General features: G+C 70.8%; 13 protein-coding genes. 12 read left to right on the forward strand and 1 reads right to left on the reverse strand.

Annotated elements, in window-relative coordinates:
* The first annotated feature begins 42 nt into the window (after positions 1-42).
* The 7 genes from EBO15_RS24870 to EBO15_RS24900 all read left to right on the forward strand — a co-directional run bounded on the left by EBO15_RS24870 (position 43) and on the right by EBO15_RS24900 (position 8136).
* On the forward strand, positions 43-1107 hold the full coding sequence (locus tag EBO15_RS24870; RefSeq protein WP_122196859.1) for a BMP family lipoprotein: 1065 nt from the start codon (positions 43-45) through the stop codon (positions 1105-1107).
* A gap of 30 nt (positions 1108-1137) precedes the next feature.
* Positions 1138-2730, forward strand: coding sequence for an ABC transporter ATP-binding protein (locus tag EBO15_RS24875; RefSeq protein WP_122196860.1), 1593 nt, complete (start codon positions 1138-1140; stop codon positions 2728-2730).
* Entirely contained in the window at positions 2727-4016 is a 1290-nt protein-coding gene (locus EBO15_RS24880) for an ABC transporter permease (RefSeq protein WP_122196861.1), read from the forward strand. Before EBO15_RS24875 ends, EBO15_RS24880 begins: the two co-directional genes overlap by 4 nt.
* Positions 4013-5362 (forward strand): ABC transporter permease, encoded by a 1350-nt coding sequence (locus EBO15_RS24885; RefSeq protein WP_122196862.1) that lies wholly within the window; start codon positions 4013-4015, stop codon positions 5360-5362. Before EBO15_RS24880 ends, EBO15_RS24885 begins: the two co-directional genes overlap by 4 nt.
* A 76-nt stretch (positions 5363-5438) precedes the next feature.
* Positions 5439-5855, forward strand: a complete 417-nt coding sequence (locus EBO15_RS24890; RefSeq protein WP_122196863.1) for a cytidine deaminase — start codon at positions 5439-5441, stop codon at positions 5853-5855.
* 14 nt (positions 5856-5869) lie between these two features.
* Positions 5870-7141: a thymidine phosphorylase gene (locus EBO15_RS24895; RefSeq protein ID WP_122196864.1), complete on the forward strand. Its 1272-nt coding sequence runs from the start codon at positions 5870-5872 to the stop codon at positions 7139-7141.
* Between the two features lie 65 nt (positions 7142-7206).
* Positions 7207-8136 (forward strand): RpnC/YadD family protein, encoded by a 930-nt coding sequence (locus EBO15_RS24900; protein ID WP_122196865.1) that lies wholly within the window; start codon positions 7207-7209, stop codon positions 8134-8136.
* A gap of 6 nt (positions 8137-8142) precedes the next feature.
* On the opposite strand, the gene EBO15_RS24905 is transcribed toward EBO15_RS24900, so the two are convergent.
* Positions 8143-8853: a TetR/AcrR family transcriptional regulator gene (locus tag EBO15_RS24905; RefSeq protein ID WP_122196866.1), complete on the reverse strand. Its 711-nt coding sequence runs from the start codon at positions 8851-8853 to the stop codon at positions 8143-8145.
* 88 nt (positions 8854-8941) lie between these two features.
* Between EBO15_RS24905 and EBO15_RS24910 the strand changes: the two genes are divergently transcribed.
* The 5 genes from EBO15_RS24910 to EBO15_RS24930 all read left to right on the forward strand — a co-directional run bounded on the left by EBO15_RS24910 (position 8942) and on the right by EBO15_RS24930 (position 14865).
* The gene (locus EBO15_RS24910) at positions 8942-9523 is read left to right on the forward strand and encodes an NADPH-dependent FMN reductase (protein ID WP_233616413.1); all 582 of its coding nucleotides are present in this window, start codon (positions 8942-8944) and stop codon (positions 9521-9523) included.
* On the forward strand, positions 9520-11055 hold the full coding sequence (locus EBO15_RS24915; RefSeq protein WP_122196868.1) for an MDR family MFS transporter: 1536 nt from the start codon (positions 9520-9522) through the stop codon (positions 11053-11055). The genes EBO15_RS24910 and EBO15_RS24915 overlap by 4 nt, the downstream gene beginning before the upstream one ends.
* A 73-nt stretch (positions 11056-11128) precedes the next feature.
* Positions 11129-13012, forward strand: coding sequence for a Xaa-Pro dipeptidyl-peptidase (locus tag EBO15_RS24920; RefSeq protein WP_199744788.1), 1884 nt, complete (start codon positions 11129-11131; stop codon positions 13010-13012).
* A gap of 60 nt (positions 13013-13072) precedes the next feature.
* Complete coding sequence (locus tag EBO15_RS24925) at positions 13073-14158, forward strand: adenosine deaminase (protein WP_122196869.1); 1086 nt, start codon at positions 13073-13075, stop codon at positions 14156-14158.
* Positions 14159-14253: 95 nt separating this feature from the next.
* Positions 14254-14865: a PH domain-containing protein gene (locus EBO15_RS24930; RefSeq protein ID WP_122196870.1), complete on the forward strand. Its 612-nt coding sequence runs from the start codon at positions 14254-14256 to the stop codon at positions 14863-14865.
* Positions 14866-14888: the final 23 nt, after the last annotated feature.

The raw sequence follows: 14888 nt of genomic DNA on the forward strand, positions 1-14888 counted from the left end.
CCGGCCGCGTTGTTCTGGGTGGGGAACGGAAGGAGCGCGGCAATGCGCCGTGTACTCAAGATCACGCTCGTCTCCGTGACGGGCGCCGTGCTGGCGCTGAACGCCGCCGCGTGTGGCGGTAAGAAGTCGGACTCCGGCAGCAGCGGTGGCGACGGCAAGAAGAGCATCAAGGTCGGTCTGGCCTTCGACATCGGCGGGCGCGGTGACCAGTCGTTCAACGACTCGGCCGCCGCCGGCCTCGACCGGGTCAAGAAGGACCTGGACGTCACCACGGAGGAGATCTCCGCCAAGCCGGACGAGCCGGACGCCGACAAGGAGTCCCGCCTGCGCCTGCTGGCCGGTAAGGGCTACAAGGCCATCGTCGGCGTCGGCTTCGCCTACACCAACGCGGTCATCAAGGTCGCCAAGGACTTCCCGGACACCAAGTTCCTGGTCGTCGACGCCGACCAGTGCCAGGTGACCGGCGCCAACGTCGAGGGCGCCTGCTTCTCCGAGGAGCAGGGCTCCTACCTGGTCGGCGCGGCCGCCGCGCTGAAGTCCAAGACCGGCACCATCGGCTTCATCGGCGGCGTGAACACCCCGCTGATCCAGAAGTTCGAGGCCGGCTACGTGGCGGGCGCCAAGGCCGCCAAGCCGGGCATCAAGGTCCTGCCGTCCAAGTACCTGACCCAGCCGCCGAACTTCGACGGGTTCAAGAACCCGGCGCTCGGCAACGAGGCCGCCAAGGGCCAGCTGGACGCGGGCGCCGACGTGATCTACCACGCGGCGGGCGGCGCGGGCATCGGCGTGATCAAGACCGTCGGCGCCGCGGGCAAGTGGGCCATCGGCGTCGACTCCGACCAGTACAACCAGCCGGCCGTCAGCTCGGTCAAGGACCACATCCTCACCTCCATGGTGAAGCGCGTCGACACCTCGGTGTTCGACTTCGTCAAGGGCGTCTCCGAGGGCACCTTCCAGGCCGGCATCAAGAAGTACGACCTGTCGAACGACGGTGTGTCCTACGCGACCACCGGCGGCTTCGTGGACGACATCAAGGCGAAGCTCGACCAGTACAAGGCCGACATCGTCAGCGGCAAGATCAAGGTTCCGACCAAGCCCGGAGCCTGACGCCGCACCGGTTCCGGCGTCGCCCCGCGCATGATCGCGGCGCGACGCCGGTCCGTGTTTCCACTGGCTTTTCTTCACAGGGGGGCACTCGTGCCTGACCAGGTGCCGGCCGTCCGGCTGACATCCATCACCAAACGGTTCCCGGGCGTGGTGGCCAACCGGGACATCGACCTCGAGATCCAGCGCGGCGAGGTGCACGCGCTCTGCGGCGAGAACGGCGCGGGCAAGTCCACGCTGATGAAGATCCTCTACGGGATGCAGCGTCCCGACGAGGGCACCATCGAGATCGACGGCGAGAAGGTGTCGTTCCGCACCCCCGCGGACGCCATCGCGCGCGGCATCGGCATGGTCCACCAGCACTTCAAGCTCGCCGACAACCTGACCGTCCTGGAGAACGTGATCCTCGGGGCGGAGCCGAGGAAGGCGGGCCGGATCGACTTCGGCGCCGCCCGCACGCGGATCCGCGCGATGTCCGAGCAGTACGGGATGCGTCTCGACCCGGACACGCTGGTCGAGGACCTGGGCGTCGGCGACCGGCAGCGCGTCGAGATCATCAAGGTGCTGTACCGGGGCGCCAAGGTGCTCATCCTGGACGAGCCGACCGCCGTGCTCGTCCCGCAGGAGGTCGACGAGCTGTTCGGCAACCTGCGCGAGCTGCGCGCCGAGGGCCTGACCGTGCTGTTCATCTCGCACAAGCTGGACGAGGTGCTGTCGGTCGCCGACTCGATCTCGGTGATCCGGCGCGGGACCACGGTCGCGACCCGGCTGAACCCGCGCGAGGTCACCTCGCGGCGGCTGGCCGAGCTGATGGTCGGGTCCGAGCTGCCGACGCCGGAGCTGCGCGAGTCCACGGTCACCGAGGACGTCGAGCTCTCGGTGAAGGACCTGGTGGTGCTCACCCCCGAGGGCCGTCCCGTCGTGGACGGCGTCACCCTGGACATCCGGCGCGGCGAGATCGTCGGCCTCGCCGGGGTCGAGGGCAACGGCCAGGGCGAGCTGATCGAGACGATCATGGGGATCCGCACCGCGGACTCCGGCACGATCGGCTTCGCCGGCGAGGACGTCACCGGCTGGACGACCCGCCGCCGCCGTGAGGCGGGGATCGCCTACATCCCCGAGGATCGGCACCGGCACGGGCTCGTCCTCGAGGGGTCGCTCTGGGAGAACCGGATCCTCGGCCACCAGACCGAGAAGCCGAACTCGCGGGGTCCGTGGATCGACCGGCGCGGCGCGCGCCGGGACACCACCCGGATCGTCCGCGAGTACGACGTGCGCACGCCCGGCATCGAGGTGCCGATCGGGGCGCTGTCCGGCGGCAACCAGCAGAAGCTGATCGTCGGCCGGGAGATGTCCGGCGAGCCGAAGGTGCTGATCGCGGCGCATCCGACCCGCGGCATCGACGTCGGCGCGCAGGCCGCGATCTGGGAACACCTGCGCCAGGCGCGGGCGGCGGGCCTCGCCGTCCTGCTCATCAGCGCCGACCTTGAGGAACTCATCGGTATGTCCGACACGCTGCACGTGATCCTGCGGGGGCGGCTGGTCGCCGAGGTGGATCCGGCGAACGTCACCCCGGAGGAGCTGGGCTCCGCCATGACCGGCGCCACCGTCGAGGACGCGTCATGAGCGACGACAAGCGCGAACCGTCCCCCGAGGACGTTCCGGCCGAGTCCCCGGCGGCCTCGGACGCGCCCGCGGTGGCGAAGCCGGAAGGGGCTCCGGACACGCCCGCGGTGGCGAAGCCCGAGGGCTCCGACCAGGTGCCCGGCTGGCAGGCGATCCTGCGGGGCCTCGGCCCGCGCGGGCTGGCCCTGAAGGTCGGCGCGCCCGTCCTGGCGTTGCTGATCTCGCTGCTCATCACCATGGGCGTGCTGCGGCTGACCGGGGCCGACCCGGTCAGCTCGATGCAGTCGATGGTCGACTACGGCACCACGTCCAACTCGATCGTGGACATCCTGAACCGCGCGACCCGGTACTACCTGTCGGCGATCGCGGTCGCCATCGGGTTCCGGATGGCGCTGTTCAACATCGGCGTGGACGGCCAGTACCGGCTCGCCGCGCTGCTGGCCGCCTCGCTCGGCGGCGCGATCGCCCTGCCCGCCCCGTTCGGGCAGATGCTGGTGATCGTCGCGGCGATGGTGATCGGCGGCGCGTGGGCGTCCATCGCGGGCATCCTCAAGGTCACCCGCGGTGTCAGCGAGGTCATCTCGACGATCATGCTGAACGCGATCGCGACCGGCATCATCGCCTACCTGCTGAACACCGACCGGCTCGCGGCGAACCGCCCGGGCAGCAACAACGTGTCCACCCCGGACATCCCGTCGTCCGGCCGGGTCGGCCCGCTGAACGGCTTCCTGTCGAGCATCGGCATCGACCTGCCGGGCCGGCTGTACGGCCTGCTGCCGGTCGCGGTCGTGATCGGCATCGTGTTCTGGGTGGTCATCAACCGCACCCGGTTCGGCTTCGACCTGAAGATCTCCGGGATGTCCCCGACGGCGGCGCAGGCCAGCGGCGTCTCGGCCAAGCGGATGGTCGTCATCACGATGGTCCTGTCCGGCGTGGTCGCGGGCCTGATCGGGATGCCCGAGCTGCTCGGCGCGTCCTACAACTACTCGCTGAACTTCCCGGCCGGGCTCGGCTTCACCGGCATCACCGTCGCGCTGCTCGGCCGCAACCATCCGGTCGGCATCGCGCTCGCGGCGATCCTGTTCGCGTTCCTCGACCAGTCCTCGGACATCCTCCAGGAGGTCGACGTGCCGAAGGAGATCGTCGGCGTGATGCAGGGCGTGGTCGTCCTGACCGTCGTCATCGTCTACGAACTGGTCCGCCGCTGGGAGATCAGACTCCAGCAGAAGAGCGTGGCCAGCGAGCTCGCCGCCGGTCACACCGTCGCGGGGGAGGCCGCCCAGTGAGTACCGCCACCGTCGCGGAGAAGGTCTCCGGCGCCCGCGCCAAGCTGAACCTGCGCTGGCCGCACTACCTGCTGATCGCGGGAGCGCTGCTGGTGCTCCTGTCGGCCGTCCGGGTCCTGGACGGCGCGAACGACGTCACCTCGTCCGGCACCGTCTCGGCCGCGCTGCGGCTCGCCGTCCCGATCTTCCTGGCCGGGCTCGGCGGGCTGTGGGCCGAGCGGTCCGGCGTGGTCAACATCGGGCTCGAGGGCATGATGATCCTCGGCACCTGGACCGGCGCCTGGGCGGGCTACCAGTGGGGTCCGTGGGCGTGCGCGCTCGTCGGGATCCTCGGCGGCATGCTCGGCGGCCTGGTGCACGCGATCGCGACCGTCACCTTCGGCGTCGACCACATCGTGTCCGGTGTCGCGATCAACATCCTCGGCCTCGGCCTCACCCAGTTCCTGGCCGGCCTGGTGTTCAACACCGGCCACGCCAAGGCGCTGGGCGGCGGCCCGCGGCAGTCGCCCCCGGTGGACGCGATGCCGACGCTGACCGTCCCGTTCCTGTCCGGCGGGAAGATCGGCTCCTGGCAGTCCCCGGACTGGCTGGGCTCGCTGGAGAAGCACCACTGGTTCCTGCTGTCGGACGTCGCGGGCGTGGTGCGCGGCGTCACCTCGGGCATGTCGGTGCTGACGCTGATCGCGGTCCTGCTCGTCCCGGCGACGTTCTTCGTCCTGTGGCGGACGCCGTTCGGGCTGCGCGTGCGGTCCTGCGGCGAGGACCCGTACGCGGCCGAGTCGCTGGGCGTCAACGTGTACCGGATGAAGTACGCGGCCGTGCTGATCTCGGGCGGCTGCGCGGGCCTGGCGGGCGCGTTCATGGTCACCGTGTCGTCCCTCTACCAGGACGGCCAGACCGGCGGCCGCGGGTACATCGGCCTCGCAGCGATGATCTTCGGTAACTGGCGTCCGGTCGGGCTCGCGTCCGGCTCGCTGCTGTTCGGCTACACCGACGCGATGAACGTCCGCGGCGGCGGCGACTCGGCGCACGCCCTGCTGCTGTTCGTGGCGGTCATCTTCGTCGCGGTGGCGGGCTGGCAGATGGTGCGCGGCTCCCGGCTGCGTCCGCTGGTCACGACCGACCTGGAGCGGCGCACGGTGCGCGGCGCCTACGTGGCGTCCGGGGTCGCGATCGTCGCCGCGGCGGCGCTGGCCGTCTGGTTCGTGCTGAGCAAGACCGTCCCGGGCGAGCTGGTCTCGACCATCCCGTACGTGACGACGCTGCTGGTCCTGGCCCTGGCCAGCCAGCGGCTGAGAATGCCCGCCGCCGACGGCCTGATCTATCGCCGCGGCGAGGCGAGGTAACCCTCCGAACCCGGGCCCGGCATCGCACCGTCGATGCCGGGCCCGATCCACGACCACCGAATGGGATCATTGTGCGATGAGTGAAATCGACTGGGATGTCCTTCGTGGCGCGGCCCGGGACGCGATGAAGCGGGCCTACATTCCGTATTCGAAGTTCCCGGTGGGAGCGGCCGCGCTGGTCTCCGACGGCCGTGTCGTCACCGGCTGCAACGTGGAGAACGCCTCGTACGGGCTCGGCCTGTGCGCGGAGTGCAGCGTGGTCAGCGCCCTGTACGGCCCGGACGCGGACCTGAGCGGCGACCGTCCGCGCCTCATCGCGATCTCGGTCGTGGACCGCCACGGCGAGCCCCTCATGCCCTGCGGGCGCTGCCGTCAGCTCCTCTGGGAGCACGGCACCCCCGACACCCTGCTGGAGTCCGTCTCCGGCATCCGGCCGCTGTCGGCGATCCTCCCGGACGCCTTCGGCCCGGACGACCTGATCACCCGCTCCTGAAAGAGGTCCCCGACGTGGACGCCATCGACGTCATCCGCGCCAAGCGGGACGGCCACGCGCTGTCGAACGAGCAGATCGACTGGGTGATCGACGCCTACACCCGGGGCGCGATCGCCGAGGAGCAGATGTCGTCGCTCGCGATGGCCATCCTGCTGAACGGCATGACCCGCGCCGAGATCGGCCGCTGGACCGCCGCGATGATCGCCTCGGGCGAGCGGATGGACTTCTCCTCGCTCAGCCGCCCGACCACCGACAAGCACTCCACCGGAGGCGTCGGAGACAAGATCACGCTGCCGCTGGCCCCGCTCGTCGCGGCGTGCGGCGCGGCCGTCCCGCAGCTGTCCGGACGCGGCCTCGGCCACACCGGCGGCACGCTGGACAAGCTGGAGTCCATCCCCGGCTGGCGCGCGAACATCACCAACGCCGAGATGATGGACGTGCTGGACAGCGCGGGCGCGGTCATCTGCGCGGCGGGCAGCGGCCTGGCCCCGGCCGACCGCAAGCTCTACGCGCTGCGCGACGTCACCGGCACGGTCGAGTCGATCCCGCTGATCGCGTCCTCGATCATGTCCAAGAAGATCGCCGAGGGCACGGGCGCGCTCGTCCTGGACGTCAAGGTCGGCTCCGGCGCGTTCATGAAGACCGTCGAGCAGGCCCGCGAGCTCGCCGAGACCATGGTCGCCATCGGCACCGACCACGGCGTGAAGACGGTCGCGCTGCTCACCGCGATGGACCGTCCGCTCGGCCGCGCCGTCGGCAACGCCGTCGAGGTCGCCGAGTCCGTCGACGTCCTGGCGGGCGGCGGCCCCGAGGACGTCGTCGAGCTGACCGTCCGGCTGGCCCGCGAGATGCTCGAGGCCGGCGGCATCACCGGCAAGGACCCGGCGGACGCCCTGCGCGACGGCTCCGCCATGGACGTGTGGCGCCGCATGATCTCCGCCCAGGGCGGCGACCCGGACGCGGCCCTCCCGGTGGCGCCGGAGACGCACACGATCACCGCGCCGTCCTCGGGCGTCCTGACCAGGCTGGACGCGTTCGCCGTCGGCGTCGCCGCCTGGCGCCTCGGCGCCGGCCGCGCCCGCAAGGAGGACGCGGTGTCCGCGGGCGCGGGCATCATCTGCCACGCCAAGCCGGGCGACAAGGTCACCGAGGGCCAGCCCCTCCTCACCCTCCACGCCGACAACGCGTCCCTCTTCGAACGCGCCCTCGATTCCCTCGAAGGCGGCTACGACATCGGCCCCGGCACCCCCGACCTCCTCCCCTTGATCATCGACCGCCTGTCCTGATCCGAGTAGCACTCATGTTCGAAGTTCACACTACGCATGTCTTCGAACACCCTTAGTGTTCGAGCATGCCGACTCGAGAGCATGAGTTCCCCCTCGCTCTGATCGAGGAAGACCCACCCCTGGCCGCCCGCCTCCTGCACTGGGCGGGCGGCCCCGCCATCTCCCCCAACGCGAGGTTCCGCCTGGAATCGGCGGACCTCTCCGAGTTCGACCCCACCGAGTACCGCGCCGACCGTGTCGTCGGCGTCTACGCGAACGCCGACGGCCACCCCGAATGCGGTGTGATCGTCGAGTCCCAGCGTCGCCACGATCCGGACAAGTTCTGGTCGTGGCCCGCCTACGTCGCCAACTTCCGCGCCCGCCGCCGGTGCGAGGGCTACCTCGTCGTGCTCTGCTACGACGAGAAGGTGGCCGAGAGGTGCCGCATGCGCATCCCCCTCGGCAACCCGGGCTCCTACCTGTACGTGCTCGTCGTGGGGCCCGGCGAGATCCCCCTCATCACCGACCCGGACGAGGTCGAGGACCCCCTCGACGCCGTCCTGTCCACCCTCGTCCACGCCGCCGGCCCGCACGGCCGGGACGTCGCCGAGGCGATGCTCGACGCCCTCGCCCGTCTCGTCCCGGACGGTGACCGGCGCAAGACGTATATTGACAACGTCACCGCCCTGCAGTCCGACGACGTCCGAAGCATGCTGGAGGAGCTCATGATGACCCGCGACACCGAGCCCAAGACCCAGCTCTTCAAAGACTGGAAAGACGAAGGCAAGGCCGAGGGCAGGGCCGAAGGCAAGGCCGAGGGTAGGGTCGAAGGCAAGGCCGAGGGCAAGCTGGAGGAATCGCGGCAGCTCCTCCTGGATCTCATGGACGCGCGCGGGCTCCGGGTCGACGATGCTCGGCGTGAGCTCGTGGAGGCCTGTGCGGATCGGGAGCGGCTGCACGCGTGGTGCCTCCGCGCCGCGGTCGCGTCGTCGGTTGACGAGGTGTTCGCGGACTAGGGCTTCTCAGAGGTTGAAGCGGGTCTCGATGCCGTCCAGGACGGCATTGAGGCCTGTTTCGAATTGCCAGTCGTTGTCGTCCTTGCGGACGCCTTCGTGCAGGTAGCGGCGGTAGGTGGGGTAGCGGCCGGTGTCCATGAGGTAGCGCATGTGCGGGCCCAGGGCCGCGCGCAGGTGGCCGGGGGACTCGAAGTCGTGGCGCTTCATGAAGTGCTGGTAGGAGAGCTCGGAGTTCGTCGCGCCGTAGGTGTAGTAGTCGACGGAGCGGTAGACGGCCATCATCGTGTCGGCGTCTAGGCCGAGGCCGTCGAGGGAGGCGAGGGCCTGTTCGGCGGCCGCCATGCGGTTGGGTGACAGCGGGGAGATCGTTGCCGGGAGTTCCGTCAGCCACGGGTGGGCGTGGAGGAGCGCGCGGGTGCGCACGGCGTGCTCGCGGAGGGTCTCGCGCCAGGTGCCGTGCTGGACGACCTTCAGCTCGCGGTAGACGCGGTCGACCATGACCTCCAGCAGTTCGTCCTTGTTCTGGACGTGCCGGTAGGGCGCCATCGGCGCGACGCCCAGCTCGTTGGCCAGGCAGCGCATGGTGATCGCGTCGAGGCCCTCGGCGTCGGCGACGCGGACGGCGGTGTCGGCGATCCGGTCGAGGGTGAGCGTCTGGCGGGGCGCGGCGGCGGGGCGCTCCAGGCGCTCCCACAGCGGCGGCAGGTCGGCGGGCATGTGTACATCGTATCCGGAGTAGACGGTGTACACATCGATGTGTACGCTGTATTTCGCCGGATACGACGTACACACTCAAGGGGTTTCCATGTTGAAGGTCGCGGTCATCGTCGGCAGCACCAGGGAAGGACGCTTCGGGGGCACGGTCGCCGCCTGGATCGAACGGCATCTCGCGAAGCGGGACGACATGGAGGCGGACGTCGTCGACCTCGCCACCACGCCGCTCCCGACCGTCCTGCCCGAATTCGGGAAGCCGCCGTCGGACCCGGAGGCGTTGTCGCAGCTCGCGGCCGTGTCGCCCCGGCTCGCGGCCGCCGACGCGTTCGTGGTCGTGACGCCCGAGTACAACCGGAGCTTCCCGGCGTCCCTGAAGAACGCGATCGACTGGCACAACCAGGAATGGCACGCCAAGCCGATCGGATTCGTCTCCTACGGCGGCTTCTCGGGCGGGACCCGCGCCGTCGAGCAGCTGCGGCTGGTCTTCGGCGAGCTGCACGCCGTCACCATCCGGGACGGCGTCGGGTTCAACGGCGTGTGGGGCGCGTTCGGTCCGGACGGCGAGGTCACCGACCCGTCCTCCGACGCGGCCGCGACGAAGATGCTCGACCAGCTCGCCTGGTGGGCGGAGACCCTGCGTGAGGCCCGGGCGGCGCGCCCGTACGCGGCATGAGCGCCCCGGAGGAGGCGGCACCCGCGGAGGACGGCTCGGCGTACGACCGGCTCGGGGTGTTCGGGCTGCTGCTCGGGATGTTCCTCGCCATGCTGGACGGCACGATCGTCGGCACGGCGCTCCCGACGATCGTCGGCGACCTCGGCGGCGTGAAGGAACTGTCGTGGGTGGTGACGTCCTACCTGCTGGCCGCCGCCGTCACGACGCCGCTGTGGGGCAAGCTCGGCGACCTCGCCGGACGCAAGGGCGCGTTCATGGCGTCCATCGGGGTGTTCCTGGCCGGCTCGGCGCTGTCCGGGATGTCCGGGTCGATGGCCGAGCTGATCGCGTTCCGCGCGGTGCAGGGGCTCGGCGCGGGCGGGCTGATGGTCGGCGCGATGGCGATCATCGGGGAGCTCGTGCCGCCCCGCGAGGGCGCCCGGCTCCAGTCGATGATCGGCGTGATCGTGCCGGTCGCGTTCGTGGGCGGGCCGCTGCTCGGCGGGCTCCTCACCGACCACCTGGACTGGCGCTGGACGTTCTACGTGAACCTGCCCGTCGGGGGGATCGCGCTGCTGGTGGTCGCGACGCGTGTCCGGCTCGCCGCGCGGCGCGTCCGGGCGCGGATCGACCTCACCGGGGCCGCGCTGCTGACCGGCGGGATCGTCGCGCTGACGCTGCTCGGCAGCTGGGGCGGCGTCCGGTACGGCTGGACGTCGCCGCAGATCATCGGGCTCGCGGTGGCCGCGGCAGTGGCGCTGGCGCTGTTCGTCCCGGTGGAGCGGCGGGCCGCCGAGCCGATCGTCCCGCCGCGGCTGTTCGCGTCCCGGAACTTCGCGCTCGCGCAGGTGCTGAGCTTCCTGGCGGGCGCGGTGATGCTGGGGCTGATGACGTACCTGCCGCAGTACATGCAGGTCGTGCGCGGAGCGTCCCCGGCGGGCGGCGGGATGCTGCTGCTCCCGCTGATGTTCGGGATGCTCACCGCGCAGCTCGGCACCGGGCGGATCGTCGGGAAGACCGGCCGCTACCGCTGGTTCCCCGTGCTCGGCGGCGCGCTGGCGGCGGCGGGCTCGCTGGTGATGCTGCCGCTCGGGACGCACACGCCGACGCCCGTCGCGTCCGCGCTGACCGCACTGGTCGGCGTCGGGATCGGCCTGCTCACCCAGTCCACGATGCTGATCACGATGTACGGCGCGGACCCGCGCGACATGGGCGCGGCCAGCGGGACGGTCAACCTCATGCGGACGCTCGGCGGCTCGCTCGGCGTCGCGCTGCTGGGCGCGATCTACGCGTCCCGGCTGGACGGCCCGGTGAACCTCACCCCGGCACAGGTCAACGCGCTGCCCGAGGCGGCGCGGGACACCGTCCGGGACGCGGTCAGCTCCGGCCTGCACGGCGTGGTGATCGGCTCCGCCGTGGTCGCGCTGCTGGCCTTCGCCGTCGCCTGGCTCGTCCGGCAGGAGACGCTGCGCGGCGACACGCCGGACGCCGGAACGGAGGGGGAGGACAACGGAACGGAGGGTGAGGACGCCGCCGAACCTGCGCATTTGTGAAAATTAACCGTTGACGGGCACCGGAACGATCGCCAGGCTTTCTCTGATCTTCACACCCCCCGAGGAGTTCAGCTTGCGCCTTTCCCGACTCGTCCCCGTGGCGGCGGTCCTGGGTGCGTCCGGCCTGGTGGCCGGGGCCCTGCCCGCTGTCGCCGCGCCGGAGCGCCCGCACGTGACCGTCAAGGACGGCCGCACCCAGCCGACGTTCTCCTTCCAGGACGCGATCCGGCAGCAGGTCTACGTCGAGACCGACGTGGACAGCGACAACGACGGCAAGAAGGACCGGGTGGCGGTCTTCGTCACCCGGCCGAAGGAGACCGACGGCGGCCTCAAGGTCGCCTCGATCATGGAGGCCAGCCCCTACTACGCCGGCCTCCAGGACCCGCCGTACCACCCGGCGGACGTCACCGACTACCCGCGCCTGTCGCCGTGGACGCCGCCGACCGAGCCGCCCGCGCCGACCAGCTACACGCGGATGTACTACGACAACTACTTCGTCTCGCGCGGCTACGCGGTCCTGGCCGCCGACACGCTCGGCACCGGGAACTCCGACGGCTGCCCCACCGCCGTCGGCCCGAACGAGGTCGACGGCATGAAGAAGGTCGTCCTCTGGCTGACCGGCAAGGCCAAGGCGTACGACGCGTCCGGCAAGGAGATCCGCGCGGACTGGTCGACCGGTGACGTCGCGATGGCCGGCAAGTCCTACGACGGGACGCTGCCGCTCGCGACCGCCGCGACCGGCGTCAAGGGCCTCAAGACCGTCGTGTCGGTGTCCGGCGTGGCGAGCTGGTACGACTACTACCGCGCCAACGGCGGCGTCGTCGCCCCGGACGGCTACGAGGGCGAGGACCTCGACCTGCACGCCAAGGCCGTCCTGAGCCGGAAGAACCCGCAGGTCTGCGCCCCGGTCATCCACGACCTCGAGCAGAAGATGGACCGGGTCACCGGCGACTACAACGCCACCTGGGACGTCCGGAACTTCGCGAAGAAGGTCGGGAACTTCAAGGCCAGCGTCTTCATGACCGGCGGCCTGAACGACTGGAACGTCAAGCCGTCCGAGATGGCGCTGCTCTGGAACTCGCTCAAGAAGACCGACCTGAACCGCAAGCTCTGGCTGCACCAGGGCCAGCACGACGACCCGCTGGACGTCCGTCAGGGCGCCTGGCTGGACGCGCTCAACCTGTGGTTCGCGCACGAGCTGTACGGCGTGAAGAACGACGTCATGCGTCAGCCGAAGGTCGACATCGAGCGCAGCCCGGGCGCCTGGGAGACCTACCGTGAATGGCCGTCGCCGTCGGCGCGTCCGGTCTCACTGGGCTTCACGCAGGGCGTGGACGGCGCGTCCGGCGCGCTCGGCGCCCGCGGCAAGGGCGAGGCGGGCTTCGTGGACGCCCCGGCCCGCGCCGCCGAGGACCTGGTCACCGCCGAGTCCCAGGCCGACCCGAACCGCCTGCTCTACGTCACCCCGGCGCTGAAGCAGGCGACGAAGTTCTCCGGCACCGCGAACATCAAGGTGCGCGCGTCGGTGGACGGCCGTTCCCCGTACCTGTCGGCGATCCTGGTCGACTACGGCACCGACACCCGGCCGAAGGCGCTCGTGTCCACCCAGGACAAGTGGTGCTACGGCGACTCGACGCCGACCGACCCGGGCTGCCGCGCCATCCGCAAGTACACGACCGAGACCGCGCCGTTCAAGATCGTCACGCGCGGCTGGACGGACATCCGCAACCGCACCTCGATCAGCCACCAGAAGTCCGTCAAGGCGGGCAAGGACTACACCTACTCGTGGAACCTCGTCCCCGAGGACTACGTGTTCAAGGCGGGCCACCGGATCGGCGTCATGCTCGTCGCCACCGACCACGCCTACACGCTCCGCTACCCGGCGGGCACCAAGGTCCAGGTCGACCTGGGCGCCAGCGCCATCACCCTGCCGCTGACCAGCGACATTCAGGGCTGAGGTAGGAGATTCCGCCGCGATCGTCCTTGTGTGGGCGGTCGCGGCGGGTATCTTGCGTAGATGAACGAACGTCTGACTCTTGAGGACATCAGGCGCGCCCCGAAGGTGCTGCTGCACGACCACCTCGACGGTGGCGTGCGGCCGGAGACCGTCGTGGACCTGGCGCGCGAGGGCGGCTACGACGACCTGCCCAGCACGGATCCGGCGAAGCTGGGAACCTGGTTCGCCGAGGCGTCCAACTCCGGATCGCTCGAACGGTACCTGGAGACCTTCTCGCACACCGTCGGCGTGATGCAGTCGACCGAGGCGCTCGCCCGCGTCGCCTACGAATGCGCCGAGGACCTGGCCAAGGACGGCGTCGTGTACGCCGAGGTCCGCTACGCGCCCGAACTGCACACCCGCACCGGGCTCGCCCTGGAGGAGATCGTCGAGGCGGTTCTCGACGGCTTCGAGCGCGGCGGACGCGACCACGGGATCCGGGTCGGCGCACTGGTCACCGCGATGCGGCACCAGGCCCGGTCGATGGAGATCGCCGAGCTGGCCGTCCGGTACCGGGACGCGGGCGTCGTCGGCTTCGACATCGCCGGCGCCGAGGCCGGGTACCCGCCCACCCGCCACCTGGACGCGTTCGAGTACCTCCAGCGGGAGAACGCGCACTTCACCATCCACGCGGGCGAGGGCTTCGGGCTCCCGTCGATCTGGCAGGCCATCCAGTGGTGCGGCGCCGACCGGCTCGGCCACGGCGTCCGGATCATCGACGACATCGAGGTGGACGCCGACGGGCGGGCGACGCTCGGACGGCTCGCCTCCTACGTCCGGGACAAGCGGATCCCGCTGGAGCTGTGCCCGACGTCCAACATCCAGACCGGCGCGGCCACCTCGATCGCCGAGCACCCGATCGGGCTGCTGCGCAAGCTCCACTTCCGGGTCACGGTCAACACCGACAACCGGCTGATGAGCGGCACCTCGGTCTCCGAGGAGTTCGCCAAGCTCGCGGACGCCTTCGGCTACGGCTGGGACGACCTCCAGTGGCTCACGGTGAACGCGATGAAGTCCGCGTTCGTCTCCTTCCCGGAGCGGCTGGAGCTGATCAACACCGTGATCAAGCCCGGATTCGCGGCCCTGAAGGCCGAGCGGACGAACTGAGCCTGGCCGCCGGACCCGGTCACGCGTGTGGCCCGGTCCGGCCCCGGGCCGCCGGACGGCGTGAGCATCCGGGTCGCGATGGCATGATCTGAGCCATGACCCCGCTCTACACCGTCCGGTCGCCCGTCGCGCGGGTCGCGGCCTGGGCCTGGGTGGCCTTCACCGTGCTGAACCTGCTGGACCTGGGCCTCGGGCTGACCGGAAAGCCCGTCCGGGACACGACCGGCGCGGTCATGGCCGCCCTGCTGCTGGTCGGCTGCGGCATCGCCTACGTCCTCGGGCTGCGGCCCGGGATCGTCGCCGACGAGGCCGGGGTGACCTTCCGCAACCCGCTGCGCGACGTCCGCGCGCCGTGGCGGGCGGTCCGCGAGATCAAGGCCAAGGACGCCATCACCGTCACGTTCGCCCAGGCGGACGGCACGGACCGGACGATGCGCGCCTGGGTCCTCCAGACCTCCCCGCGCGCCGCCGCCCGCGCCGAGGCCCGCAGTCAGCGGGAGGCCGCGAAGCTGCCGAAGGGCGCGGAGAAGGCCCTGAAGGGCCGCACGCCCACGCTGTACGCCGTCGAGCAGCTCACCGAGATCGCCGAGCGCGAGCGGCCCAAGACCGACGAGGACGCCACGACCGGGACCGTGAAGTGGTCCCCGGTGGCCGTGGCGTCCCTGGTCGTGCCGCTCGTCCTGCTGGCGGTCGCCGGCGTCCTCTAGGCGTTCAGGCTCGCCGGCGTCCT

Origin of the sequence: Actinomadura harenae (assembly GCF_003696215.1) — a bacterium.
GTDB lineage: Bacteria > Actinomycetota > Actinomycetes > Streptosporangiales > Streptosporangiaceae > Spirillospora > Spirillospora harenae.

Coding starts and splice junctions, on each gene's coding strand:
- EBO15_RS24880 (WP_122196861.1), top strand. CDS start 2,727: ATGAGCGACGACAAGCGCGAACCGTCCCCCGAGGACGTTCCGGCCGAG.
- EBO15_RS24905 (WP_122196866.1), bottom strand. CDS start 8,853: ATGCCCGCCGACCTGCCGCCGCTGTGGGAGCGCCTGGAGCGCCCCGCC.
- EBO15_RS24925 (WP_122196869.1), top strand. CDS start 13,073: ATGAACGAACGTCTGACTCTTGAGGACATCAGGCGCGCCCCGAAGGTG.
- EBO15_RS24870 (WP_122196859.1), top strand. CDS start 43: ATGCGCCGTGTACTCAAGATCACGCTCGTCTCCGTGACGGGCGCCGTG.
- EBO15_RS24930 (WP_122196870.1), top strand. CDS start 14,254: ATGACCCCGCTCTACACCGTCCGGTCGCCCGTCGCGCGGGTCGCGGCC.
- EBO15_RS24890 (WP_122196863.1), top strand. CDS start 5,439: ATGAGTGAAATCGACTGGGATGTCCTTCGTGGCGCGGCCCGGGACGCG.
- EBO15_RS24900 (WP_122196865.1), top strand. CDS start 7,207: ATGCCGACTCGAGAGCATGAGTTCCCCCTCGCTCTGATCGAGGAAGAC.
- EBO15_RS24915 (WP_122196868.1), top strand. CDS start 9,520: ATGAGCGCCCCGGAGGAGGCGGCACCCGCGGAGGACGGCTCGGCGTAC.
- EBO15_RS24875 (WP_122196860.1), top strand. CDS start 1,138: ATGATCGCGGCGCGACGCCGGTCCGTGTTTCCACTGGCTTTTCTTCAC.
- EBO15_RS24910 (WP_233616413.1), top strand. CDS start 8,942: ATGTTGAAGGTCGCGGTCATCGTCGGCAGCACCAGGGAAGGACGCTTC.